This is a genomic window from Phaeobacter sp. LSS9, assembly GCF_003443595.1.
Classification (GTDB): Bacteria; Pseudomonadota; Alphaproteobacteria; order Rhodobacterales; family Rhodobacteraceae; genus Phaeobacter; species Phaeobacter piscinae.
This window is the reverse complement of sequence record NZ_CP031956.1, coordinates 1,270,245-1,293,666: the sequence shown is the minus strand read 5'-3', so window position 1 is coordinate 1,293,666 and position 23,422 is coordinate 1,270,245. Positions and strand designations below refer to the sequence as shown.

Sequence of the window (23,422 nt, the reverse complement as noted above, 5' to 3'; positions counted from 1 at the left end):
TTGGGCAATGACACACCCGTCCCGGACTGCCGGGGCGGATGTGTTTCTTTCCCGCTTGCACCTGTGCCTCTGCAGGCTAGTCTCCCCGCAGCATGATCCGCAGGAACAAGGGGGAGACGTCATGGAGCTTGATCATCTGGCCGTGGCCGCAGACACGTTGGACGCGGCCGTCGCCCATGTCGAAGACAGCCTTGGCGTGCCGATGCAACCCGGCGGCAGCCATGCGGTCTATGGCACGCACAACCGGCTCCTTGGCCTTGCCGATGGGCTCTACCTTGAAGCCATAGCCATTGCCCCCGCCGCGACACCGCAGCGCAGCCCGCGCTGGTTCGATCTGGATCGCCGTGCGGGGCCAGCGCGGATCACCAACTGGATCTGCCGCTGCGATGATCTGGCGGCGGCGCTGGACAACGCCCCGCAGGGGGCAGGCGAGATCGTTGATCTGCAACGCGGCAATCTGCGCTGGCAAATGGCGGTGCCTGCGGATGGCGTTCTCCCCTTCGACAATATGTTCCCAGCGCTGATGCAATGGCACAGCCCCCATCCTGCTGCCGCGCTCACCCAGCAGGGCTGCACCCTGCGCCGTCTGCATCTGTCACATCCGGGCAGCATCGCGCTGCCGCTTGATGATCCGCGGGTGGAGATCCACCGCGGCCCGGCCGGGTTCGAGGCAGAGTTTGACACCCCCCATGGGCGGCGGGTGCTGCGATGATTGTCCGACAGGCGCGCCCGGCAGATGCCAGCGCCATCGCAGCGATCACCAATCAGATCATCCGCGACACGCTGATCACCTTCACCACCGATAAGAAGACGGCGGCAGAGGTCGCGGCTGACATCACCGCAAAAGGTCCGCATATGCAGGTGGCGGAGGAGGCGGGTGAGATCCTCGGCTACATCAGCCTTGGGGGCTTTCGCAGTGGCCCCGGCTATGCGCGCACCTGTGAACACGCGATCTATCTGGCTGAAACGGCTCGTGGTCGCGGAGCAGGGCGGGCGCTGATAGCCGCTATTGAAGAGGTTGCGCACCGCGATAGCATCCATGTGCTGGTTGCAGGCATCAGCGCGGCCAATCCCGGAGGGCTGGCCTTTCACGCCGCCATGGGCTTTGCCGAGGTGGGGCGGATGCCGGAAGTGGGCTACAAACGGGGCCGGTGGCTGGATCTTGTGCTGATGCAGAAAATTCTCTCCCCCAAAGAGGTTGGCGCCGCTGACAGCCCGGCCAAACCGCGATAGTCTGCCGTTATGTCACTCTGGACCCGCATCACCGAAGCGCTCTCTGCGCTGGCCTCCGGTCAGAGCCTCTCCGAGGTGTTCGACAGTCTGCGCGCGCCGCCGGAACGCAGCGTTGCCTTTGCCATTGCGGTGATCGCGCTTGGCGCCAAAATGGCCAAGGCAGACGGGCAGGTCACCCGTGATGAGGTCACCGCCTTTCGCGAGGTCTTTCAGATTGCCGCCGAGGATGAGGCCGGGGCGGCGCGGGTCTTTGACCTCGCGCGGACGGATATCGCGGGCTATCAGGACTATGCCGCCCGCATTCAGAAGATGTTTGCCAATGATCCCCAGACGCTGTGCGATCTGATGGAGGGGCTGTTTCACATCGCCATGGCGGATGGGTTTTATCATCCAGGCGAAAACGAATTCCTGTCAGAGGTTAGCCGTATCTTCGGCCAGAGCGAACAACAGTTCATGGCCCTGCGCGCGCGGTTCGTGGCCGATGCGCCACGTGATCCCTTCACGGTGCTGGGCGTGTCCCCGGATATGCCACGCGATGAGATCCGCAAGCATTGGCGCAAACTGGTGCGCGAAACCCATCCTGATTCCATGATGGCGCGTGGTGTGCCCGAGGAGGCGGTGCGCCTGGCTGAAAAGCGGATGATCGACATCAACCGTGCCTGGGACGAAATCAACGGATGCGGTGGCCATGCGGCTCGTCACCTATAACGTTGAATGGTTCTCGTCGCTGTTTGGCGATGACGACACGCTGCTGATGGATGGTGGTACATCGGGCCGCCACGGGGTTGATCGCGTGGGCCAGACCCGCGCGTTGGCGCAGGTGTTCAAACATCTGGACGCCGATGGCATCATGGTGATTGAGGCGCCGGATACCAGCACCCGCCGCAAAACCCTGCGTGCACTGGAGTATTTCGCGCAGGAGGCTGGTCTGCGCAGCACCAAGGCGATGATTGGCTTTGCCAATGACACCCAGCAGGAGATTGCCTTCCTCTACGACCCCGACGTGCTGACGGTGGCCCATACGCCGCGGGACAGCACAGAGGCACCGCGGTTTGACGGCGTGTTCCACATCGATCTGGATGTCGATGCGCAGAAAGACGCGGTGCGGTTTTCCAAACCGCCGCTAGAGCTGACCGTGACCATGCAGAGCGGCCGCGAGGTCTCGCTGATTGGCGCACATCTGAAGTCAAAGGCGCCGCATGGCGCGCGCTCCGAGGACCACGCCGTCACCCTGTCGATCGCGAACCGGCGCAAGCAGTTGGCACAGGCGATCTGGCTGCGCCGCCGGGTTGAGCAGCTTTTGGCCGAGGGACGGGATGTCGTGGTGATGGGCGATCTCAACGATGGGCCGGGGCTGGATCAATATGAGCAGCTGTTCAACCGCTCCTCGGTGGAGATCGTGATGGAGAGCGATCTTTACGATCCCAACGCCCAAAGCCTGCTGCAACCCCGGCTGCGGGTGATGCCCAGTTCCGCGCGTTTCTATGACAAGGCAAACAAACGTTATTTCAGTGCCTTGCTCGATTATATCATGGTGTCCTCCCGGCTGCGCCAACCGGCAGGCAATTGGCGGATCTGGCACCCGTTTGAGGATGCCGCCTGTTATGAAGATATGGCGCTGCGCGAGGCGCTGCTGGCGGCTTCGGATCATTTCCCGGTCAGTCTTGATCTGGCACTGGAGTGACGATGGTCCGCTGCACCGCAACACGTCGCGCATGTCGACTGAACCGCGCCTATTCAATCCTGAGGTGTTTTACCTATATTGGCAGTAGATTATGCCTGTTCAGCGACAAGGGAGCAATCACATGAGGTCTTGGATCCGAATGACACCGCAGCTGCGCGGCGCTTTGGCGTTGGCTGGGCTGTTGATGCTGCCGCTGGCGCCAGCTGCACAGGCGGACACTGTGCCAACACAGAACGACGAAGGCAGCAGCCTGATGCAGCGCGGGGCAGAGCTGTTCTGGGAAGGGCTGCGCCAGGAAATGGCCCCGGCACTTGATGATCTACAGGCGCTGGCGGATGACTTCGGGCCAAGCCTGCAAGGGTTCCTGTCCGAAATGGGGCCCGCGCTGGCCGAGATCGCGAACAAGGTTGAGGATTGGAGCGTCTATGAACGCCCCGAAATCCTGCCCAATGGTGATATCATCATGCGCCGAAAGCCGGAAACCACCCCGGATGAAACACCGGATGCCACACCCGAAGGGCAGCAGGATGAGGGTTTGCCCGAGGGCACAACCGACCTTTAGGGTGCCGGGGCGCCCTTGCGGATCTTCACCCGCACTTCCGCCTCCAACGAGCGGGCGAGGGAGGTCAGTCGCGCCTCGGCCACCTCGCCAAACAGCGGCTCCGCCTCGCGCGGCAGTTCCAGCAGCAGATGTTTTTTGCGCGGTTGCCAGACCAGCTTGCCGATGTCGCCATCCTTGCTGACCATCAGCATGGCGCCAAACCGCATCGCCTTGCCAAGGATCTCGGCCTCTTTCTTGCCGCGCTCATCCAACAGATCATAGAGGTATTCAAACGCCGTGCCCTGCCGCTTGTTGCGATAGCGGTGCAGCAGCGCGAGACCCAGAAACACCCGTTCGGAATGCTTCAGCCCGCCTAGATTGGCGCGGGTGGCATTGTCGAAACAGACCTCGGCGCGATAGTCGGGGTGGGCGCGCCAGCTGACGTCATGCAGCAGGCAGGCAGCCTTCACCAACCGGGTTTTCGCATGATCGGAGGCTTTGAACAGGGGCGACACAAATTCATAGAGCGTGCGGCCAAACCCTGGGATGCGGGCGTCCTTCTTCTCGGCAAAGCGGCTGGCCTCGATCAGCGGATCCCGGTTGCGCAGGCGCTGTGGCATCTGCTCATACAGCAGCCCTTCGCGGATCCCATAGCTGGAGACGGCAATATCCTTGGGTTTGAAGGTCTTGACCAGCCGTGACAGCACATCGGCGGCATAGGGCACCAGCGACATCCGCGCGGTGGAGATACCACATTCGCTGCGTAATGCTTCCAGATCTTGGGTCTCGATATAGCGCAGGGTTTCGCGCACGTCCTGCGCGTTCATGCGGTATTCATGCAGCACCCGCAGCGGGTAGCCCCGCCGCGCCATGTCAATCCGCGCAATCGCCCGCCAGCTGCCGCCGACCAGAAACAGCCGGTCGTTCTGCTGGCCCATCTCAGCGCGCAAGCCTTCCATCACCTCGGTGATATGCGCCTTGCGGCCCCGTCTGCCGCCGGGAATATCGCGCAGTTTTAGCGGGCCAAGGGAGGAGGTCACGCGTTTGCCGACCTCGCCATCATGGATCTCTGCCAGCTCCATGGAGGAGCCGCCGATATCGCAGACCAGACCATAAGATCCGGGCCAGCCCAGAAGGACCCCCTGCGCAGAGAGGCGCGCCTCTTCCTGACCATCGATGACATGGATTTTCAGCCCGGTGTCGCGCAGCACCTCATCGCAGAACTCCTGCCCGTCGCTGGCATCGCGCACCGCAGCAGTGGCCACCACGGAGAGCGGCGGCATGTCCATGCCCTCTGCCAGATGCTGAAACCGGCGCAGCGCGGATAGCGCACGAGCGCGCCCTTCGGGGTTCAGGCGACCGGTCTCAGACAGGCCAGCCCCCAGCGCACACATGATTTTCTCATTGTAGAAATAGGCCGGACTGCGGGCAGCACCGTCAAAAATCACCATCCGCACCGAGTTGGAGCCGACGTCGACAACCCCCACCCGCGACAGGGCGCGGGCACCCGGATCGTCAAACAAGGGGCGCTCAAATGGCCCCCAATCGGCGGTGGCAGGCTCCGGTGTCACGTGCATGTTGGCTCCGTTACGTGTCGTCAGGATGGGGGATCGCAGGGCGCGGGTCAATCGCCGGATGCGGCAGGGCGGGCAGTATCTGCGGCATCTGTTTTCGGATCGGTCTCTGCGGTGGCGCGCGCCTCTACCGGGACCTCTGCCGGTGTCGGCATTGGCCGGGCAGGGCGATCGGACATCAGCTCCACCGCCAGCATGCGCGATACCATCCGCCCTTCGGTGAGGGAGAGGCGATCCAGCTCCTCCACGATCTGCGAGGCGGCGGCAAAAGACCGGTCCATATGGGCCACCAGATAGGGGATCACATCCGGTTTCGGGGTGATCTGGCGGTCATTGAACAGCTTGGCCAATACCACCGACAACAGCGCGTCATCGGGGGGTTGCAGCTGCGCGTGGGGGGCGCCTTCGATCCGGCTTTGCAGATCGGGCAGCGACATGCCCCACAGATGCGGCGCCGCGCGGCCCGTCAGCATCAGCGCGTGGCCGTTGGCCAGCACCAGATTGTGCAGGTGGAACAACGCGTCCTGCGCAGGCGCGCTATCGGCGATATCCGGCACATCTTCTACCGCGATCGGCCCATCGGCCAGATGCGGTACATCTTCCTTGGTCAGCTGCCAGGCGGGGATGATCTGCGCGCCGGAATTGCTCGCCCAGACATGCACCAGATGGGTTTTGCCGGAGCGTTTGGGCCCGCTCAGCACCAGCTTGCCGCCGGGCCAGGCAAACGAGGGATCCAGCATCGCCACCGCCATCGCATTGGAGGGCGCGACAAAGAAATCATCCCGCCCCAGCGCCGGTTTCGCCGGGAGATCAAAGCTCAGCTGCTGGGCCATGGGTCCATTCAGTCCGCGTCGTTATGGGCTTTGCCCTGATAGAGTCGGCTGTCCAGATACTGTTCAACAAGGAAACGTGCAATCACCCCAAGTGCAGCCGCCACCGGCACCGCGATCAGCATGCCGACGAAGCCGAACAACGCACCAAACACCGACAGCGCCAGCAACAGCCAGACCGGATGCAGCCCGACCGAATTGCCCACCAGTTTGGGGGTGAGAAGGTTGCCCTCAATCACCTGACCGATCATGAAAATGCCGGCCACCATACCAATCGACCACCAGTCGCCCCAGAACTGGAACAGCGCCAGACCAATCGCCAACGCGCCGCCGATCAGCGCGCCCAGATAGGGAATGAAGGTAACCAGCCCGGCGATGAAGCCAACCGCCAGACCAAAATTCAACCCCACCACCATCAGCGCGACGGCATAATAGGTGCCAAGGATCAGGCAGACCGTGCCCATGCCGCGGATGAACGACGCCAGCACCTTGTCGATGCGGCTGGCCAATGTGCGGATGGTCGGGGCGTGGTCGCGGGGCAGCAGTTCATCAATGCGGGCGACCATCCGATCCCAGTCCAGCAGCAGATAGACGGCCACCACTGGGACGATCACGAACAGCACCATCACATTGACCAGCGACACAGCGGATCCCACGACGCCTTCCAGAACGCTGATGGCCTTGCTCTGCAGGGTTTGCGCGATGGAGACGATGGTCTGCTGCGCGCGGCTGCCCTCGTCAAACAGGGAGGGCGCCTGTTTCTGGGCGAAGTCACGCAGGTTCTGGAACGCTTCCGGCAGAACCCGTGCCAGATCAATCATTTGATAGATCAGTGTCGGCACCACCACCAGCAACATGACCACGAACAACAAGACCGCCGCCACAGTGATGACAGCCGTGGCGGCCGTCCGGCTGAGGCCCAACGCCTCCAGCCGGTCGGCAATCGGATCAATCAGATAGGCAATCGCCGCACCCAGCACAAAGGGCAGCAGCACATCGCCCAAGGCCCATAGGATGACCGCAAAGACAACGGCGGCAATGCCCCAATAATTCAACTGCTTCTGTGCCGGAAGTGCCATGTGTTGGTCCCTGCTCTCAGCCCGATCCTGTGGCGTCTGTTTGACAGAAGTCTTCGCTGATGCGCAGGCGCGATGCAAGCCCAATGACCGGTTGCGGGGATCACCGCGATGGGCGGCGGCCTGTGGCCCCGCTCTGCCGCCGCAAAAGCCACAAAGACAAAGCACGATTGCCCAAGGCGCGCCGATGGCTTAGACCGCTTGCGAACCCAGATTGACAAATGAGACCGCCATGCGCCTGTCCCGCTATTTCCTGCCTGTTCTCAAAGAGAACCCTTCCGAGGCCCAGATCGTCAGCCACCGCTATATGCTGCGGGCGGGCATGATCAAACAATCCGCCGCCGGGATCTATTCCTGGCTGCCCTTGGGCTTCAAGGTGCTGAAAAAAATCGAAGGCATCGTCCATGATGAGCAGATCCGCGCGGGCCATATCCCGATGCAGATGCCGACCATGCAATCCGCCGACCTATGGCGCGAGTCGGGCCGCTACGAGGCCTATGGTCAGGAAATGCTGCGCATGAAGGACCGGCACGACCGCGACATGCTGTTCACCCCTACGGCAGAAGAGCTGATCACGGATATCTTCCGCAGCCATGTGAACAGCTATAAGGATCTGCCGCTGACCATGTATCAGATCCAGTGGAAATTCCGCGACGAGATCCGCCCGCGGTTCGGCGTGATGCGGGGCCGCGAATTCTACATGAAGGATGGTTATAACTTCGACCTGACCAAGGAAGACGCGCTGCACGCCTATAACCGCCATCTGGTCAGCTATCTGCGCACCTATGAGCGCATGGGTCTGCAGGCGATCCCGATGCGCGCCGACGGCGGGCCGATTGGCGGCGACTATACCCATGAATTCCTGGTGCTGGCCGATACCGGCGAGTCGGAAGTGTTCTATGACAGCGCGGTCACCGATCTGACCTTTGGCGACCGTGAGATCGATTACGACAGTGTGGAGCAATGCCAGGGCGTGCTGGAGGAGTTCACCTCCAAATATGCCCGCACCGACGAGACCCACGACGCGGCCCTGTTTGACGAGATCCCCGAGGAACGCCGCCGCGTCGCGCGCGGTATCGAGGTTGGTCAGATCTTCTATTTCGGCACCAAATACTCCGAAGCGATGGGCGCCAATGTTCAGGGTCCCGATGGCAAGCAGTCGCCGGTCCACATGGGGTCGCATGGCATCGGTGTGTCCCGCCTGCTGGGTGCGATCATCGAGGCGAGCCATGACGACAAGGGCATCATCTGGCCCGAGGGCGTGACCCCGTTCCACTGCGGGATCGTCAACCTCAAGCAGGGCGACGATGAGGCGGATGCCGCTTGCGAGGCGCTCTATCAGGCGCTGACGGTTGCCGGGCTGGAGCCGCTTTACGATGACCGCAAGGAACGGGCGGGCGGCAAGTTCGCCACCATGGACCTGATCGGTCTGCCCTGGCGCATCACCGTGGGCCCGCGTGGGCTGAAAAACGGTGTGGTGGAACTGACCTCCCGCCGCAGCGGCGAAAGCGAGGAACTGTCGCCTGAGGCGGCGGTGCAGAAGATCATCGAGATCTACGCCAAACACCCCTCCAGCCGCGGTTTCTGAACCCATTCGGCAGTTTGAAACAGACAGCCCCGCCAGCCCCGCTGGCGGGCTTTTCTTTGTCAGCCGTGTCTCAGCGGGTAGTCATGGCCGGAGATCCGGTGGAACAGCGTTGCAATCGCCACCAGCGCCACGGCGCCAATCAGCACCGGGAACAGCAGGAAAGAAATGCCGGGGTCGGTGGCAAAGACCACCAGCGGATCGGCGCCTGCGGGCGGATGGGTCAGCCGCAGCGCCGCCATCAGGGCGATTGACAGCCCCACAGCGAAGGCCAGCGCCCACCAGGTCTCCGGCAGCAACGCGTTCAGCGCCAGTGCCACGGCAGTTGCCAGCATATGGCCGCCGACCACATGCGCGGGCTGCGACAGCGGGCTGGCGGGCACCGAGAACAACAGCACGCAGCTGGCGCCAAAGGGGGCGATCAGCAGCAGGAGGTTGGCATGGGTTGTCAGCAGCGACAGCGCCGCAATCGCCAGAAAGGCACCAAGCCCGGCCATGACCACCGCGCGCAGCGACGGATGTGGCAGGGCGCGTTTGAAATATCGGTCCATCGTCATCCCCATTGTGACCTCGCAGGAGGTTCGGCAAATCGATATCACCGGGGAAGGGCAATGCAACGGGCAATTGCACCAGGTCACGATTCGGTGACGCCATATCCAGGCCCGCGCCAAGAGATTTGCAGCCTGCGATGTGCGCGGAGCCATGGAACGGGCGGATTATCGGGCAGATCCGCCACCACACCTTGACCCCGGACCTTCCACAGCACAGGTTGCAGACAAATTTTCCGGGCAGGACCACCATGGCCACACCACTCCCTTTTTCCCGTTTCGAATGGCTGATCGCCTGGCGTTATCTGCGGGCGCGTCGCGCCGAAGGGGGCGTCAGCGTGATGACCTGGATCAGCCTCATCGGCATTGCGCTGGCAGTGTTCGCGCTGATCGCGACCCTTGCGGTGCGCACCGGGTTCCGGTCGGAATTTGTCGGCACCATTCTGGGGGCCAATGCACATGTGACGCTGTATTCCCACGGCACGGTCACCGATCAGGGGCGGATTGACCGCAAGCTGACAGAGTATGACGCGCTGGCCGAGGCCGCCGCAGCGGTGCCCGGTGTGATCCGTGCAGCGCCGTTGGTGAAGGGGCAGGTGATGGCGAGCCTCAGGCAGCGCAGCGCCGGGGTTGAGGTCTTTGGCATCTCCGCCGCCAATATCGCGACGCTGCCGGGTGTTGCCCAGAGCGAGGCCGCAATTGGTGATCTGTCGCGGTTTGACGAGGGCGTGGCGCTGGGCTCCGGCGTGGCGCGTGAGCTGGGCGTACAGGTGGGCGACCGGATCAAGCTGATCTCCCCCGATGGGGTCAAGACTGCTTTTGGCACCAGCCCGCGCGTCAACGCCTATGAGGTGGTCTATATCTTCACCGCCGGGCGCTATGACATCGACCGGACCCGGCTTTATATGCCCTTTGCCGAGGCGCAGAGCTATTTCAATCGCGAAGGCTTCGCCGATGAGATTGAGGTGATGGTGGAGGATCCCGAAACCGTGGACCGCATGGTGTTGCCGCTGGTGCAGGCGGGGGATGCGGTGGCGTCCAATATCGGGGTCTGGACCTGGCGCGATGCCTCCGGCGGCTTCCTGCGCGCATTGGAGGTTGAGGACAATGTGATGTTCATCATCCTGTCGATCCTGGTGCTGATTGCCACGATGAATATCGTCTCTGGCCTGATCATGCTGGTGAAGAACAAGGGTCGCGACATTGGCATTCTGCGCACCATTGGCCTCAGCGAAGGCTCGGTGATGCGGGTGTTTTTCCTCTGCGGGGCCTGTACGGGTGTTGTTGGCACCCTGTTGGGCGTGATCCTTGGCTGCCTCTTTGCGATCTATATCGATCCGATTTTTTCCTTTGTGAACTTTGTGATGGGGGGCGGGGTCTGGGATCCGGCAATCAGGGGCATCTATGCACTGCCGGCGGAGCTGCGGCTGGCGGATGTGCTGTCGGCGGTGGCGCTGTCGCTGACGCTGTCTTTTGTCATCACCATTTTCCCGGCACGGCGCGCGGCGCGCATGAACCCCGTGGAGGCGCTGCGCTATGAATAATCCTGAAACGCAAACCGCTGGCGCACAATCCGCCGTGTTGCAGCTGAGCCAGGTCGGCAAATCCTACAATCACGGTTTGCCAACGCAGGTGGATGTGCTGAGCGGCATTGATCTGACGGTGAAGCCGGGGGAGATCGTGGCGCTGGTGGCGCCCTCCGGTGCGGGCAAATCGACGTTGCTGCACACGGCTGGTTTGCTGGACACGCCTGACCGCGGCACCGTGCGGATTGGTGGTCAGGATATGACCGGCAAATCCGAGCGACGGCGCACGGCGGTGCGGCGGCAGGATGTAGGGTTTGTCTATCAGTTCCATCATCTTCTGGCGGAATTCACCGCGCTGGAAAACATCGTCCTGCCGCAGCTGGCAAATGGTATCAGCCAGACCAAAGCAGAGGCTCGCGCGCAGGATCTGCTGGCGCGGGTTGGTCTGCAGGACCGCGCCGGGCATCGCCCTGCTGCCATGTCGGGCGGCGAGCAGCAGCGGGTGGCGTTTTGCCGGGCGCTGGCCAATGGGCCGCGTCTTCTGTTGGCGGATGAGCCGACCGGCAATCTGGATCCCGGCACGGCAGATCAGGTCTTTGCCGCGCTGATGGAGCTGGTGGCGGCCACGGGCATGGCGGCGCTGATTGCCACCCATAACCTTGAGCTGGCGCAGCGGATGAACCGGGTGGTGCGGCTTGAGGGCGGCCAGCTGCACGCCGGGATGTGACTGGCGCGGCTCAGGCGCAGATGCCGGTCACATCGACATCTTTCCAGGGCAGGTAAACATCGCTTTCGCGGCTTTGCGGCAGGTCAGAGACCGGCATCGCGCCCTTCAGCATCCGGTGTAGCCGTTTGGTGCGCGCGCCGGTGGGATCCAGCGCGCGGCAGCAGACATATTCCTCAACAATGGCGCCCTGCTGTTCATAGCCAAAGTCGATGAAGCGGTCATTGCCTTTCAGATCAAATAGATAGGGGTCGTCGCTCACACGATGTTCAGCGGCGGCGCGCAGCGGGTGATACCCGGTCTTGGCGCGTTGCTGCCATTGCCAGACATGGGTGGCCTCATGCGCGAGCAACATCGCCTCCACTAGATAAAGCCGGTCCGGGTAGGCGGGCATATAGTCATCGATATACCAGTCCCGCACAAAGAAGATGCGGTTGAACAGCGCCAATGCAGCCGGGGAGGAGGTGACGATCTCCTCCTTCACCGGGGGCAGAATACGTTCGCGGCAGGTGACGCGCGGGCGTGGTTTGCGGCGGAATGTGACCTGCGACAGCGGCGCGCCCTTGACGATGCGCAGGCGATCCAGATCCAGCTCCGGCCCATGGATGCGGGTCAGAAACTGCCGCTCTCCCTCTGATGGCGGGCGCCCGCAGGACAGGAGGGCAAGGCAGGTGAGGAGGAGACAGAGACGCGCAATCATGGCCCCACCCTAGGTAAGTTAGACCAGGGTGGGAACCGGTTTTGCAGGCGTGGCGTCGCGCGTCAATTGGTGGCGGGGCGCAGGTCCACGAAGGTCTCGTTATAGCAGGCGCCATCCTCGGTATCGGTGCGGATGTCTGCAGGGATCAGCGCATTCACGGTGAAGCCGGTGGCGCTGCTGGCGCGCCATGTGCCCTTGGGACTGTAGAGCACGCCGGGACGGGTGGCATCGCTGATTTTCAGCCGCAGGGTCACCACGGCCTGATCGTTGAACAGCTCCAGCAGCGCACCGTCGCTGAGGTTGCGGCTGGCGGCGTCCTCGGGGTGCATTTCGACCAATTCAACCCCGTCGGAGGGCGGCTGATCGCCAAAGGTGGCATTGGTCCGCTTGCTGGAGGAGGGCGTGATCAGCACAAAGGGCGCGCTGCGCGGCACCGGGTCATAGCGCGGCACGCCAAAGCCGTAGCGGGCCTCGTAGTCTTCGCTGAACAGCTCAATCTTGCCCGAGGCGGTGGCCGGTACAACCGTATCACACAGGATCGGTGCAGCGCCCTCAGGGGCGGTGATCTCCAGCGCCCGGTCCAGCGGGATCTCACTGGGGCGGTGACCCTGGAGCTGGGGGTGATCGCCGTCCAGCGCCTGATCCATCAGCTCGGCGTCGCTGACCTGAAACAGCGGATCATCATAGCCAAACCGCGCCGCCAGACGGCGGAAAATCTCGGTATTGGGCAGGCTGTCGCCCACCAAGGGGATCACCGGTGCGGCGCGCTGGATGTAGTTCTGGCCATAGGCGCCATAGACGTCGTCATATTCGAAATGGCTGGCGGCGGGCAGGATTACGTCACACATCCGCATGGAGTCTGTCATTGCCACATCGCTGCCCGCGATGAAGATATCCTCCTGGCTCAGCGCCTCAATCAGCCGCGCCTGATCGGGGTGGGTGGCGACCGGGTTGTGGTTGTAGATCATCACCGCCTTCACCGGGATGCGCATGTTGCGATCCAGCAGTTTGCGCGCCACATCAACGATGTTGAAGACACGGGTATCCGGGGCAATCAGGTGGCTCGCCTGCAAGCGATCAGTCGTCTTTGGGGCGGCAAGGCCGGGTTTGGCGAGCACACCAGCCCCCAGGCGCCCATGGTGACCAGTCAGCGCCTGAAGCGCCATCGCCGCGCGCAGGCCGGACCCGCCGGAGCGGCCCCGTTCTATGCCGTTGCCAAGCGAAGTGGACATGTTGCGTGCCTGTGTGATCCAATCGGCGAGCTGGTGGAACTGTGCCAGCGGGATGCCGCAGACCTCCGCCACCTGATCGGGGGTATAGCCGCGCGCCGCTTCCAGGTATTGCGCGGACCCCGTGGTCCATTGGGTGATGAAGGCATAGTCCAGCGCATCGCGGCGCTCCAGCTCCGCCGCCAGCGCCATGGCCAGCACCACATCGGTGCCTGGCACCGGTTGCAGATGCAGGTCGCAGTGTTCGGCAATCTTGGTGCGCTTGGGGTCGATCACCACCAGCCGCGCGCCCTTGGCCCGTGCCTGTTTCAGCAACGGCGCCATATGCAGATTGGAGACGGTGACATTGTTGCCCCATACCAGCACCAGATCGGACTGCACCACCTGTTGCGGCGGCATGCCGGGGGCGGGACCAAAGAGGCTCTCATAAGCGCCGCCACGCACCCCGCCACAGAGCGGTCCCCGGTTCAGCCGGGTGGCGCCCATGTGGTAGAAAAACCGCCGGTCCATCGATCCACCTGCCAGCTCGCCATGGGGGCCTGCGTAGTTGAAGGGCAGCACCGACTGCGGGCCATGGGTCTCAATCGCGCGCATGATGCCTGCATGGATCAGATCCAGCGCCTCCTCCCAACTGATCGGTTCATAGCTGCCGCTGCCGCGTGGGCCACTGCGGCGCAGGGGCTGGGTCAGGCGGTTGGGACCATGCACGAAGCCAGCAAAACTGCGCACCACCTTGTTGCAGATCACCGCATCGGTCAGCGGGTTGGCGCGCGTTCCGCGCACGGCGGTGATCTGATCATCTGTCACGCTGACGCTGAGGCTGCAGGTGTCCGGGCAGTCCAGCGGGCAGACGCTGGGCAGCCGGGTGGTCGGGCTATGGCTCGATGGACTGTTGGGCGGAGGGGTGTCGCGCATGGCTGGGCTCGCAAATCTGAAAGTGTCTGTTGCGCCTAGCCTAGCGGCCCATGTGACCTTGTATAAATGGCCAGATAAGGAGAATTTGGTAAGGCCAAAATCCTTAGCGTAGATCGACCACGGATTTACCCAACCGGAATGGCGCGGCAAAGGCCACCATGCAGAGCGCGAGGATCTGCAAGATCAGAATATGCGCATTGTCCTGCAGATATTCCCATTCGCTCTTCAGCTGGGTGACCTGCGTGATCAGTGCATCATAGGCGCGCGCCAGGATCAGAAAATCGCCTGCAATGGTCGGCACTTTGCGACGCAGGCTGTCGACGGCGGCTTCGGTCGGGGCATCCAGCGCGGTAAAAACGGTGAAGGCGGCAGGATCGAACGCATCCGCCTTGGCGGCCATCTCCATCATCTCGCTGGTGTTTTCGGCGCGGCCAAAGATCAGCTGCAGCCCCTGTAACGGCGTGACCTGATCGGTGACAGCGATGAACAGGGGCAGCTCAGCATTGCCGGCGGTGGAGGCAGAGAGGAATTCGATCTTCTCGCACAGAATGGCGATATCCGCGTCATAGGCCGGATCGCAGAACCTGAGGCGAAACCGCGCGGCGTCGCGGTCAAAAGAGGCGGTGGCGGCATAGGCAATGTCGATCTGCCGTTCGAGCCGCCCGGTGTCGGCCTTGTAGATGCCCGCCAGCACAGCGACCAGCGCGCCGATGCCGCCCAGAACCACCCAGCCCAGATCCGCCAGCCGCCAGACCCGGTGTCCGGCAGGGTGGCGAAACAGCAGCGCCGTGCCGAGGCTGCCCGCCCCGAAACACAGGAGGATCAGTAGCAGCTGATTGTCGGCGATGGTCATCATGGCTGCGGCTCCTGTTGGTCAGTAGGGGGCGGGTGGGTCCGGGGTGGGCTGGCGTTGGGGAAGTGTAGAAAGACCAGCGCCTTGCAGGCAAGCGCTATCACCGCGCGGCCCGTGATGCCCAGAGGCGCGGTGGGGGATGTCCTGATTGTGATGTCACCCGCGTTGTCGGGATCGGGGTCGGTGCTGCGGGCAGCAAAGAGCAGGCGGCGCCGCCAAGGGCCCAATGTCTCCACTGGGGCCAGAGGCGGAGGGTGGGATGGGGATTGCCCATCTTCGCGAGATATCTGCGAACCGCCCCGGTTGGTGGCCGTGGCGTCCGATCTCCAAGTGGTGGGGCAGGGTGTCAATCCGCCCCGGATGTCGCGACCGGATCAGTCTGGCAGATCGGGTTTAAGCGAAGGTGGCGGCGGCGTTCGGTAGGGGCGCGGCTTTGTTGCACAAATCGTGGTCTGAGCGCACTTCCCCTTTCCCCGGACGGACTTATCCTACGGGCTCAGTGACGGGTATGCCAAGGGCGGTGTAACGGTTGAGCACCGCAATCCGGATCTGGAGCTCAGCGACCTGCCGGTCGAAGTCTCGGGCCATGAGGCCTTGGCCAAGGAGTTTGACGCAGTGCATCTTCGTCTCTGCGCGGCTTCGTCGGTGATAGGCGGTCAACTTTCGCCACAGGGCCCGTCCGAGATATTTGCAGGACCTCACAGCTTCGTTTCGCGCGATGGCTCCCGCCGTAGTTGGCTTCCAAGCCTGTGCATTCTTGCGCGGCGGGATGATGGCAGCGGCACCTCGAGCGGCAATCACATTGTGACATCTTCGCGTGTCATAGGCCCCATCAGCGGTGACCGTGGCAATCTCCTGGTCGGGCGGGATCTGTTCCAGCAGGTTGGGCAGCATCGGAGCGTCGCCGACATTGCTTGTCGTGACGCCAACTGCGCGGATCTCCAGTGTTTCTTCATCCATACCAAGGTGAAGCTTGCGCCAAAGGCGCCTTTTTGGCCCGCCATGCTTGCGGGCGTTCCACTCTCCTTCACCTTCCGCTTTGATCCCGGTCGCGTCGATCAGCAGATGCAACGGCCCGGTGCTGCCCCGATAAGGGATGGCGACGCTCAGGGTCTTCTGGCGGCGACACAGGGTGCTGTAATCGGGCACCGGCCAGTCAAGGCCGGCCAGCTGAAGCAAGCTCGCGACAAAGCCCGTGGTCTGCCGTAAGGGTAGCCCGAAGAGGACCTTCAGTGTCAGGCAAACTTGGATAGCTGCATCACTGAAGCGTGGTTGCCGTCCACGCTTGCCGCTCGGCGCGGCCTCCCACGACATAGCCGGATCAAACCAAAGGATCAGGGAGCCGCGCTGCTTCAGCGCATCATTATAGGACGCGCAGTTCGTCGTCCTGTACTTCGTTGGGGACCAGCTGCTTATCCACGCCAGCTACCTCTCTGGATTCAAACAGGGAATCCTCAATCCGATTTGTGCAACAAAGCCCATAAGGATAGTCGAAATGCTTACGGCAAGAAGTGCTTTACGCGCTTTCTTTTCATCACTGTGGTCAATGTAATTCTCGATCATTCATTCCTCAAACATCCAGCTCCTCCACGAACTTCGCGTTCTCCTGAATATACTGGAAGCGAAGCTCGGGCTTTTTGCCCATCAGACGTTCAACCAGGTCGCCGGTCTCGCCGGGTTCATCCTCGTCGATGGTCACCCGGATCAATTTCCGGGTGGCGGGGTCCATCGTGGTCTCTTTCAAATCCTTGGCGTCCATTTCGCCAAGACCCTTGAAGCGGGAGACGTCGATCTTGCCCTTGCCGCCCAGACCCTTTTCAAGCCAGAGATCCCGCTCGGCTTCGTCCAGGCAGTAGACGCGTTTCGCGCCTTGCGTCAGGCGGAACAGCGGCGGGCAGGCCAGATACAGGTGGCCGCCGTCAATCAGCGGGCGCATCTGGGTGAAGAAGAAGGTCATCAGGAGCGAGGCGATATGGGCGCCGTCGACATCCGCATCGGTCATGATGATGATCTTGTCATAGCGCAGATCGTCGAGGTTGAACTTGCTGCCAAGGCCGACGCCAAGCGCCTCGCACAGATCATTGATTTCGGCGTTTGAGCCGAGCTTGTTGGAGGCTGCGCCCAGCACGTTGAGGATCTTGCCCTTCAGCGGCAGCAGCGCCTGATTGACCCGGTTGCGCGCGCCCTTGCCGGAGCCGCCGGCGCTGTCGCCCTCGACAATGAACAGCTCGGTGCCCGCGCGGTTCTTGGCGGTGCAGTCGGTGAGCTTGCCGGGCAGGCGCAGTTTCTTGGTGGCGGACTTGCGCTGGGTCTCTTTCTCCTGCTTGCGGCGCAGGCGTTCCTCGGCGCGCAGGATCAGGAAATCGAGGATGGCGCCGGCCGATTTGGTATCCGCCGCCAGCCAGTTGTCGAAATGATCGCGGACGGAGTTTTCGACCATCTTGGCGGCGGCCTCGGTGGACAGGCGATCCTTGGTCTGACCGACAAAGGCGGGATCCGCAATGAAGCAGGAGACCAGCGCGCAGCCGCCGGTCATCAGATCGTCGCGGGTGATTTGGCCCGCCTTCTTGTTGCCGACCAACTCGCCGTAGGCCTTGATCCCCTTGAGGATGGCGGACCAGAAGCCCGCAACATGGGTGCCGCCCTCCGGCGTGGGGACGGTGTTACAGTAGGACTGGGTGAAGCCGTCGCGGGAGGGGGTCCAGTTGATCGCCCATTCGACATAGCCCGGCGCGTTGAATTTCTCACGGAACTCGACCTTCCCGGCGAAGGGCGCATCGGCGTAGACGGAGGATTTGCCAAGCACCTCAGTCAGATAGTCCTTGAGACCGCCGGGGAAGTGGAAGGTGGCCTCGGTCGGGGTTTCACCATCGTCGATTTCCGACTTCCAGCGGATTTCAACGCCGGAGAACAGATAGGCCTTGGAACGCACCAGAGTGAACAGGCGCTTGGGCTTGAAGCGGTGGGAGCCGAAGATCTGCTCATCCGCGTGGAATGTCACGAAGGTGCCGCGCTTGTTCGGGGCGGCGCCGATTTTTTCCACCGGACCCTGGGGAATGCCGCGCGAGAAACGCTGTTCGAACAGTTCCTTGTTTTTGGCGACCTGCACCACCATGGAATCCGACAGCGCGTTCACCACGGAGGAGCCGACGCCGTGCAGACCGCCGGAGGTCTGATAGGCCTTGCCGGAGAATTTGCCGCCCGCGTGCAGGGTGCAGAGGATCACCTCAAGCGCGGATTTGTCCGGGAACTTGGGGTGCGGGTCGATCGGGATGCCGCGGCCATTGTCGGAGATGGTGACGGCGTAATCGGCGTGCAGCGTCACCTCGATCCGGTTGGCGTGGCCGGCGACCGCCTCATCCATGGAGTTGTCGAGGATTTCGGCGACCATATGGTGCAGCGCGCGCTCATCCGTGCCGCCGATATACATACCGGGGCGCTGGCGGACCGGTTCGAGGCCTTCCAGGACCTCAATTGAGGAGGCGTCATAGGTGTCTGATGCAGGCGTGCTGAGGAGGTCGTCGGCCATATGCGGGGCTGCTCTTGCTTGGTTTTGGTTAAGGCTATTATGGCAGGTGTTGGGGCCGGGTGGAAGAGGCACGCAAGGGGCTGTGGATAAGGCGGGCCTGCCGCGGCAGGGCGCCGAGTGACCAGCCCTTCGATGATAAGTTCCCGTATTCAGCCTGCGGCGATATTCTCCGTGCGGTGCCGGGGCTTGCGGGCTACACCTCAGGCCAGAGGCAGGCAGGAGGAGAACGCAGGTGGCTGAGACAGGGATCAAAACGCAGGATTGGACGGCGTTTCGGGCGGAGGCGCAGCGGATGCTGGAGGCGGCGCTGGATCAGATGCAACAGGCGGCGGAACGCCCCTGGCAGCCCGTGCCCGACGACATTGACGCGCGTTATGCCATCAGGGCCGAGGCGCAGGGGCCGCAGCAGACAGTGGACCGGATCATCGCAGATGTGCTGCCCTATCACGGCGGCAATATTCATCCGCGGTTCTGGGGCTGGGTGCAGGGCTCGGGGCTGGCCACGGATCTGATCAGTTCGCTGGCGACGGCGGCGGTCAATGCCAATATGGGCGGGCGCGATCATGGCGCGAACTATATGGAGCGCGCTGTGGTGGACTGGACCCGCCGCAAAATGGGGATGCCGGAGGGGGCCAGCGGCATTCTGGTGACTGGCACCTCGCAGGCGACGGTGATTGCCTTTCAGGCGGCGCGGCTGCGGGTGCTGAAGGATCTTCGCAAAGAGGGGCAGGGGGATGTACGGCTGACGGCCTATGCCGGCGCGGGCGTGCACAATGCGACGCTGAAGGCGGTAGAGCTGCTGGGCATCGGCTCGGACAATCTGCGTAAGGTGCCTTTGGTTGATGGCCAGATGGACTGTGCAGCCCTGGCCCGGATGGTGGCAGAGGACAGGGCCGCAGGGGCGCTGCCGTTTTTGGTGGTGGGCACGGCGGGGTCGGTGGATCTGGGGCTGTTTGATGATCTGAACGCGCTGGCCGATGTCGCTGCTGAGCTGGACCTGTGGCTGCATGTGGATGGCGCCTTTGGCGCCTGGACGCGGATTGCGGCGGAGCCGTACCGATCGCTGTCGGATGGCATCGGGCGGGCCGACAGTATTGCGCTGGATTTCCACAAATGGATGTATGTCGGCTATGACTGCGGCATGGCGCTGCTGCGCAATGAGGACGAACATAGGGCGGCCTTTGCAGCGCGGCCATCGTATTTGGAAGGGGCCGAGCGCGGGCTGGCAGGCGGTGAGCCGTGGTACTGCGACTACGGCATTGACCTCAGCCGTGGCAATCGTGCGTTGAAGGTCTGGACCGCGCTGGAGACCTATGGCGAAGCGGCGTTTGCGCAAGCGATCACTGGCAATTGTGATTTGGCGGCAGCGATGGCCGCCGCAGTCGAGGCGCAGCCGCTGATGGCGCTTGGCGCGCCTGTGGTGTCCAATATCTGCGTGTTTACGGCGCGCAGCGATTTGCCGGTGGCGGCACAGTCGCAGGTGAACGCGGATATTGCCCAGACCCTGCAGGAAAGCGGCGAGGCGGTGTTCTCCACCACGCGGATGGACGGGCGGGTGATGCTGCGCGCGGCCATCACCAACCACCGCAGCCGCGCGGCGGATGTGGATGCTGCCATTGCCGCAGTCGCACGGGAGGCCGCGCGGGTCTAGGGTTCGGCCGCCTGAGACATCGGCGGGGGGGATCACTGGTTTTTTGCTTCCATCGCGCAGGGCAGCCGCTACTCTGCGCGCCAGACAATCAGGGAGAGCCTCATGGCCTGGATCAAGACCATTCCGTTTGACGCAGCAACGGGCAAGCTGAAGACGCTGTACGACCGGGTGACCGGACCGGGCGGTAATGTCGATAACATCATGATGATGCACAGCCTGCGCCCGCAGTCGATGGAAGGGCATATGGCGCTTTATAAGGCGGTTCTGCATCACAGCGGCAACAGCCTGCCGAAATGGTATCTGGAGGTGCTGGGCGTCTGGGTGTCGTCGCTGAATGATTGCGCCTACTGCGTTGAGCATCACTTTGCCGGGCTGCAGCGGCTGTTGCGGGACGCGCCACGTGGGGAGGCCATTCGCGCCGCGATTGAGGCGCGCAACCCGCAGCTGGCGCCGCTGGAAAGCGCAGAGCGGGCAGGCATGGTCTATGCGCGCAAACTGACCGAGGCGCCTGCAGCTGTGATTGAAGCGGATATCAACGCCCTGCGCGCGGCGGGACTGGATGACGGGCAGATTCTGGAGATCAATCAGGTCACTGCTTATTTCTCCTACGCCAATCGCACGGTGCTGGGGCTGGGCTGTTCGACCAGAGGCGACGTGCTGGGGCTCAGCCCCAACAACAGCGAAAACCCGGAGGACTGGGGTCACAGCTGATTGCGTCTGGTCGGCGGGCATGCACCGCGTCAGACCGGGCTAGGCCGCAACAGGATCGGCAAGGATCGGCTGCAGCAGCGCAAACAGCGGCGCCAGCACAAGGGCGGCGCTGCAGACTGTGGCCACGGGATCGGGCGGCGGCACCGGATCAACCGCGCGCCAGAGCGTCAGTGACTTGCGCCGCAGCAGATCGGCATGGGGATGGCTCTGCCCATGCGGAGTGGGCACGCGTTTCAACTCCGGTGCCTTGGGCTGAAACCCCTTGAGCGCGAGGATGTCCATCAGGGCCGCCAGCTCATCGGCAAAGCCACTGTCGCGCGGGCTGGGATGCCCTGCGACCTGCGCCAGCCCGGCGGTGGGATAGGCCCGCGTCAGCGGCTGCCCCGCAACCGCATCTCGCCAACGGGTGAGCGCGCTGCCTTTCAGGCCCATGATGCCCCCACCTATGCGTGCGCCATCGGGATCAATGCCGAAAAACACCCCGCACCCGGGATGCTGTGGCAGCTGCCAGAGCAGATGCAGATGGGTGTGATATGGGGTTTTGTCCTTGGAAAAGCGCAGATCGCGCTGGGGGCGAAAGAGTTTGCCTCGAATGCCGGGATGATGGGGGCGCAGATAATCCGCGACCGCTTGCAAAAGCGCCTCAGCCGGATGGCGCAACTCTGCGTCGTAGCGCGCCTTGTGGGACTGGAACCAATCCCGCGTGTTACTCTCCGCCAGCTCCGCGAGAAAGGCATGTGCGTCGGGGATCAGCTGGCGTGTGATATCGGACATGCAAAGGCTCCTTGCGTTGGGCTGGCTCTGGCAGAAGCCTAACACAGGTGCGGCACAGCGCGGGCATTGGAAACTGCAATCCCGGACCGGCTGAGAGCAAGAGGCCGACAGCAACCATCGGTAAGATCAGACTTGCCGTTGTGCCGGTCGATGCCTAAGGCTGGGGTATGACACAGAGAATACCCCCGCCCGCCCCGAATACCCTTCTTGGCCACAGCCGCGCGATTGCGGTGCTGGGGCTGCCGTTGATCGGCGGCCATGTGGCGCAGTTCGCCATCGGCCTGACCGATACGGTGATGCTGGGCTGGTACGGGGTGGAGGCGCTGGCGGCGGTGACGCTGGGGTCGACCTATTTTTTCACGATTTTTTTGCTGGGTTCCGGCTTTGCCTTTGCGGTGATGCCGATGGTGGCCGCTGCCGCAGGCGCCGGTGAGGAGCGCCAGATCCGCCGAAGCACCCGTATGGCGCTGTGGCTGTCGCTGGCCTATGGGCTGTTGGTGATGCCGCTGTTGTGGTGGTCGGAGCCGATCCTGTTGCTGCTGGGGCAGGAGGCGGAGGTGGCCCATGGCGCGGCGGAGTATCTGCGGATCGCGGGCTGGGCGCTGTTTCCGGCGCTGCTTTATATGGTGCTGAAGAGTTACTTGGCCGCGCTGGAGCGGACCCAGATCGTGCTGTGGGTGTCGGTTCTGGCGGCGGCGCTGAATGCGCTCATCAACTATATGCTGATCTTTGGCAATTGGGGCGCGCCGGAACTGGGGGTGACCGGGGCGGCGCTGGCCTCGCTGGCGACCAATGTTTTTGCCTGCATCTTTGTGCTGATATACGCGCTGAAGGCGCTGCCAGAGCATGAGCTGTTGAAGAATTTCCAGCGTCCCGACTGGGAGATGCTGAGCCGGGTGCTGCGTCTGGGCCTGCCAATTGGTCTGACCAACCTCAGCGAGACCAGCCTGTTTGCCGCCTCGGCGATGATGATGGGCTGGCTTGGCACCGTGGCGCTGGGCGCACATGGCATTGCGCTGTCTCTGGGCGGGCTGGCGTTCATGATGCATCTGGGGCTCTCCAATGCGGCGACGATCCGGGCCGGCAATGCCTTTGGTCGTGGCGACCGGGACCATATGGCGCGCGGCGCGCGCGTGGTGATGGCGATGTCGCTGGGGCTGTCGGTGCTGGGGATGATCCTGTTTCTGGCGGTGCCCGAGGCGCTGATTTCGCTGTTCCTGTCGCCGGATGACCCGGACCGGGCCGAAATCGTGCTGATTGGCAGCGTGCTCTTGGCGGCGGCGGCGCTGTTTCAGCTGATGGACGGGATGCAGGTGATCGCGCTGGGGCTGCTGCGCGGGGTGCAGGACACCGGCGTGCCGATGGTGATTGCGGCGCTCAGCTATTGGGCGGTTGGGATCCCGGCGTCGTATCTCCTCGGCTTTACCTTCGACATGGGCGGGCTTGGGGTCTGGCTGGGGCTGGTGCTGGGTCTGACGGCGGCGGGGGTGTTCCTGATGATCCGGTTCTGGCGCCGCTCGATCAAGCTGGTCGGCACATCGAAAACCGCCGCCGCGCGGTAGCGGTCAGCGCATCAGGCCACTGTGCTGTGAAGGTGCGCGCCCCCTGTGCCATCGCGCCGGTATTTCGAGCTGAACTTGCGAGGAGACCTGTGGGCGCCGTATGTGCTGAATGTCGGAAGTGCGGACTAAGCTGCCGTTCGCTACTTCAGTCTGAACAGTATCTCGCGTTCGCCAGAC

Annotated in this window: 21 protein-coding genes; 11 read left to right on the top strand and 10 right to left on the bottom strand. The window is 63.1% G+C overall.

What is annotated here, in order from left to right; all coding sequences use genetic code 11:
• The first annotated feature begins 121 nt into the window (after positions 1–121).
• The 5 genes from D1820_RS06205 to D1820_RS06185 all read left to right on the top strand — a co-directional run bounded on the left by D1820_RS06205 (position 122) and on the right by D1820_RS06185 (position 3,479).
• Positions 122–712 carry a VOC family protein gene (locus tag D1820_RS06205; RefSeq protein WP_118068242.1) on the top strand — a complete coding sequence of 197 codons (591 nt, stop codon included), beginning with the start codon at positions 122–124 and terminating at the stop codon, positions 710–712.
• A complete protein-coding gene (locus tag D1820_RS06200; protein ID WP_118068241.1) occupies positions 709–1,233 on the top strand; it encodes a GNAT family N-acetyltransferase in 525 nt (174 codons plus the stop codon). The genes D1820_RS06205 and D1820_RS06200 overlap by 4 nt, the downstream gene beginning before the upstream one ends.
• Before the next feature lie 9 nt (positions 1,234–1,242).
• Entirely contained in the window at positions 1,243–1,941 is a 699-nt protein-coding gene (locus D1820_RS06195) for a molecular chaperone DjiA (protein WP_040180006.1), read from the top strand.
• Positions 1,922–2,917 (top strand): endonuclease/exonuclease/phosphatase family protein, encoded by a 996-nt coding sequence (locus D1820_RS06190; RefSeq protein ID WP_118068240.1) that lies wholly within the window; start codon positions 1,922–1,924, stop codon positions 2,915–2,917. The genes D1820_RS06195 and D1820_RS06190 overlap by 20 nt, the downstream gene beginning before the upstream one ends.
• 121 nt (positions 2,918–3,038) lie before the next feature.
• The gene (locus D1820_RS06185; protein WP_118068239.1) at positions 3,039–3,479 is read left to right on the top strand and encodes a hypothetical protein; all 441 of its coding nucleotides are present in this window, start codon (positions 3,039–3,041) and stop codon (positions 3,477–3,479) included.
• On the opposite strand, the gene D1820_RS06180 is transcribed toward D1820_RS06185, so the two are convergent.
• From D1820_RS06180 to D1820_RS06170, 3 genes are read right to left on the bottom strand one after another with little or no spacing between them, the layout of a single operon-like run.
• Positions 3,476–5,035 (bottom strand): Ppx/GppA family phosphatase, encoded by a 1,560-nt coding sequence (locus D1820_RS06180; protein ID WP_118068238.1) that lies wholly within the window; start codon positions 5,033–5,035, stop codon positions 3,476–3,478. The genes D1820_RS06185 and D1820_RS06180 overlap by 4 nt on opposite strands.
• 47 nt (positions 5,036–5,082) lie before the next feature.
• Positions 5,083–5,865: a chromosomal replication initiator DnaA gene (locus D1820_RS06175; protein WP_118068237.1), complete on the bottom strand. Its 783-nt coding sequence runs from the start codon at positions 5,863–5,865 to the stop codon at positions 5,083–5,085.
• Positions 5,866–5,873: 8 nt separating this feature from the next.
• Positions 5,874–6,941 (bottom strand): AI-2E family transporter, encoded by a 1,068-nt coding sequence (locus D1820_RS06170; protein WP_040170467.1) that lies wholly within the window; start codon positions 6,939–6,941, stop codon positions 5,874–5,876.
• 229 nt (positions 6,942–7,170) lie between these two features.
• Between D1820_RS06170 and proS the strand changes: the two genes are divergently transcribed.
• Entirely contained in the window at positions 7,171–8,526 is a 1,356-nt protein-coding gene (gene proS, locus D1820_RS06165) for a proline--tRNA ligase (RefSeq protein WP_118068236.1), read from the top strand.
• A 59-nt stretch (positions 8,527–8,585) separates the two neighbouring features.
• Here proS and D1820_RS06160 read toward each other — a convergent pair whose 3' ends face one another.
• Complete coding sequence (locus tag D1820_RS06160; RefSeq protein ID WP_118070064.1) at positions 8,586–9,074, bottom strand: HPP family protein; 489 nt, start codon at positions 9,072–9,074, stop codon at positions 8,586–8,588.
• Positions 9,075–9,322: 248 nt separating this feature from the next.
• Between D1820_RS06160 and D1820_RS06155 the strand changes: the two genes are divergently transcribed.
• Positions 9,323–10,615: a lipoprotein-releasing ABC transporter permease subunit gene (locus tag D1820_RS06155; RefSeq protein ID WP_118068235.1), complete on the top strand. Its 1,293-nt coding sequence runs from the start codon at positions 9,323–9,325 to the stop codon at positions 10,613–10,615.
• A complete protein-coding gene (locus D1820_RS06150; RefSeq protein ID WP_118068234.1) occupies positions 10,608–11,324 on the top strand; it encodes an ABC transporter ATP-binding protein in 717 nt (238 codons plus the stop codon). Before D1820_RS06155 ends, D1820_RS06150 begins: the two co-directional genes overlap by 8 nt.
• Before the next feature lie 10 nt (positions 11,325–11,334).
• Here the strand turns inward: D1820_RS06150 and D1820_RS06145 are convergent, their stop codons facing one another.
• The 5 genes from D1820_RS06145 to parE form a co-directional block, all read right to left on the bottom strand.
• Positions 11,335–12,021 carry a hypothetical protein gene (locus tag D1820_RS06145; RefSeq protein ID WP_118068233.1) on the bottom strand — a complete coding sequence of 229 codons (687 nt, stop codon included), beginning with the start codon at positions 12,019–12,021 and terminating at the stop codon, positions 11,335–11,337.
• A 62-nt stretch (positions 12,022–12,083) separates the two neighbouring features.
• On the bottom strand, positions 12,084–14,165 hold the full coding sequence (locus D1820_RS06140; protein ID WP_118068232.1) for a molybdopterin-dependent oxidoreductase: 2,082 nt from the start codon (positions 14,163–14,165) through the stop codon (positions 12,084–12,086).
• 103 nt (positions 14,166–14,268) lie between these two features.
• Positions 14,269–15,021 (bottom strand): hypothetical protein, encoded by a 753-nt coding sequence (locus tag D1820_RS06135; protein ID WP_118068231.1) that lies wholly within the window; start codon positions 15,019–15,021, stop codon positions 14,269–14,271.
• A 480-nt stretch (positions 15,022–15,501) separates the two neighbouring features.
• The gene (locus tag D1820_RS06130) at positions 15,502–16,434 is read right to left on the bottom strand and encodes an IS5 family transposase (protein ID WP_118068230.1); all 933 of its coding nucleotides are present in this window, start codon (positions 16,432–16,434) and stop codon (positions 15,502–15,504) included.
• A 154-nt stretch (positions 16,435–16,588) separates the two neighbouring features.
• On the bottom strand, positions 16,589–18,547 hold the full coding sequence (gene parE / locus D1820_RS06125) for a DNA topoisomerase IV subunit B (RefSeq protein ID WP_118068229.1): 1,959 nt from the start codon (positions 18,545–18,547) through the stop codon (positions 16,589–16,591).
• A 232-nt stretch (positions 18,548–18,779) separates the two neighbouring features.
• Between parE and D1820_RS06120 the strand changes: the two genes are divergently transcribed.
• Entirely contained in the window at positions 18,780–20,198 is a 1,419-nt protein-coding gene (locus D1820_RS06120) for a pyridoxal-dependent decarboxylase (RefSeq protein WP_118068228.1), read from the top strand.
• A gap of 102 nt (positions 20,199–20,300) precedes the next feature.
• Positions 20,301–20,909, top strand: coding sequence for a peroxidase-related enzyme (locus D1820_RS06115; RefSeq protein ID WP_014880444.1), 609 nt, complete (start codon positions 20,301–20,303; stop codon positions 20,907–20,909).
• Positions 20,910–20,948: 39 nt separating this feature from the next.
• On the opposite strand, the gene D1820_RS06110 is transcribed toward D1820_RS06115, so the two are convergent.
• Positions 20,949–21,683 carry a DUF2461 domain-containing protein gene (locus D1820_RS06110; protein ID WP_118068227.1) on the bottom strand — a complete coding sequence of 245 codons (735 nt, stop codon included), beginning with the start codon at positions 21,681–21,683 and terminating at the stop codon, positions 20,949–20,951.
• Positions 21,684–21,850: 167 nt separating this feature from the next.
• Here D1820_RS06110 and D1820_RS06105 point away from each other — a divergent pair, with 167 nt between their 5' ends.
• A complete protein-coding gene (locus D1820_RS06105) occupies positions 21,851–23,245 on the top strand; it encodes an MATE family efflux transporter (protein ID WP_118068226.1) in 1,395 nt (464 codons plus the stop codon).
• The last annotated feature ends 177 nt before the right edge of the window (positions 23,246–23,422 follow it).

Excerpts from the sequence above, each read along its gene's own strand:
- D1820_RS06205 (WP_118068242.1), top strand. The coding sequence starts at position 122 with ATGGAGCTTGATCATCTGGCCGTGGCCGCAGACACGTTGGACGCGGCC.
- D1820_RS06200 (WP_118068241.1), top strand. The coding sequence starts at position 709 with ATGATTGTCCGACAGGCGCGCCCGGCAGATGCCAGCGCCATCGCAGCG.
- D1820_RS06195 (WP_040180006.1), top strand. The coding sequence starts at position 1,243 with ATGTCACTCTGGACCCGCATCACCGAAGCGCTCTCTGCGCTGGCCTCC.
- D1820_RS06190 (WP_118068240.1), top strand. The coding sequence starts at position 1,922 with ATGCGGCTCGTCACCTATAACGTTGAATGGTTCTCGTCGCTGTTTGGC.
- D1820_RS06185 (WP_118068239.1), top strand. The coding sequence starts at position 3,039 with ATGAGGTCTTGGATCCGAATGACACCGCAGCTGCGCGGCGCTTTGGCG.
- D1820_RS06180 (WP_118068238.1), bottom strand. The coding sequence starts at position 5,035 with ATGCACGTGACACCGGAGCCTGCCACCGCCGATTGGGGGCCATTTGAG.
- D1820_RS06175 (WP_118068237.1), bottom strand. The coding sequence starts at position 5,865 with ATGGCCCAGCAGCTGAGCTTTGATCTCCCGGCGAAACCGGCGCTGGGG.
- D1820_RS06170 (WP_040170467.1), bottom strand. The coding sequence starts at position 6,941 with ATGGCACTTCCGGCACAGAAGCAGTTGAATTATTGGGGCATTGCCGCC.
- proS (WP_118068236.1), top strand. The coding sequence starts at position 7,171 with ATGCGCCTGTCCCGCTATTTCCTGCCTGTTCTCAAAGAGAACCCTTCC.
- D1820_RS06160 (WP_118070064.1), bottom strand. The coding sequence starts at position 9,074 with ATGGACCGATATTTCAAACGCGCCCTGCCACATCCGTCGCTGCGCGCG.
- D1820_RS06155 (WP_118068235.1), top strand. The coding sequence starts at position 9,323 with ATGGCCACACCACTCCCTTTTTCCCGTTTCGAATGGCTGATCGCCTGG.
- D1820_RS06150 (WP_118068234.1), top strand. The coding sequence starts at position 10,608 with ATGAATAATCCTGAAACGCAAACCGCTGGCGCACAATCCGCCGTGTTG.
- D1820_RS06145 (WP_118068233.1), bottom strand. The coding sequence starts at position 12,021 with ATGATTGCGCGTCTCTGTCTCCTCCTCACCTGCCTTGCCCTCCTGTCC.
- D1820_RS06140 (WP_118068232.1), bottom strand. The coding sequence starts at position 14,165 with ATGCGCGACACCCCTCCGCCCAACAGTCCATCGAGCCATAGCCCGACC.
- D1820_RS06135 (WP_118068231.1), bottom strand. The coding sequence starts at position 15,021 with ATGATGACCATCGCCGACAATCAGCTGCTACTGATCCTCCTGTGTTTC.
- parE (WP_118068229.1), bottom strand. The coding sequence starts at position 18,547 with ATGGCCGACGACCTCCTCAGCACGCCTGCATCAGACACCTATGACGCC.
- D1820_RS06115 (WP_014880444.1), top strand. The coding sequence starts at position 20,301 with ATGGCCTGGATCAAGACCATTCCGTTTGACGCAGCAACGGGCAAGCTG.
- D1820_RS06110 (WP_118068227.1), bottom strand. The coding sequence starts at position 21,683 with ATGTCCGATATCACACGCCAGCTGATCCCCGACGCACATGCCTTTCTC.
- D1820_RS06105 (WP_118068226.1), top strand. The coding sequence starts at position 21,851 with ATGACACAGAGAATACCCCCGCCCGCCCCGAATACCCTTCTTGGCCAC.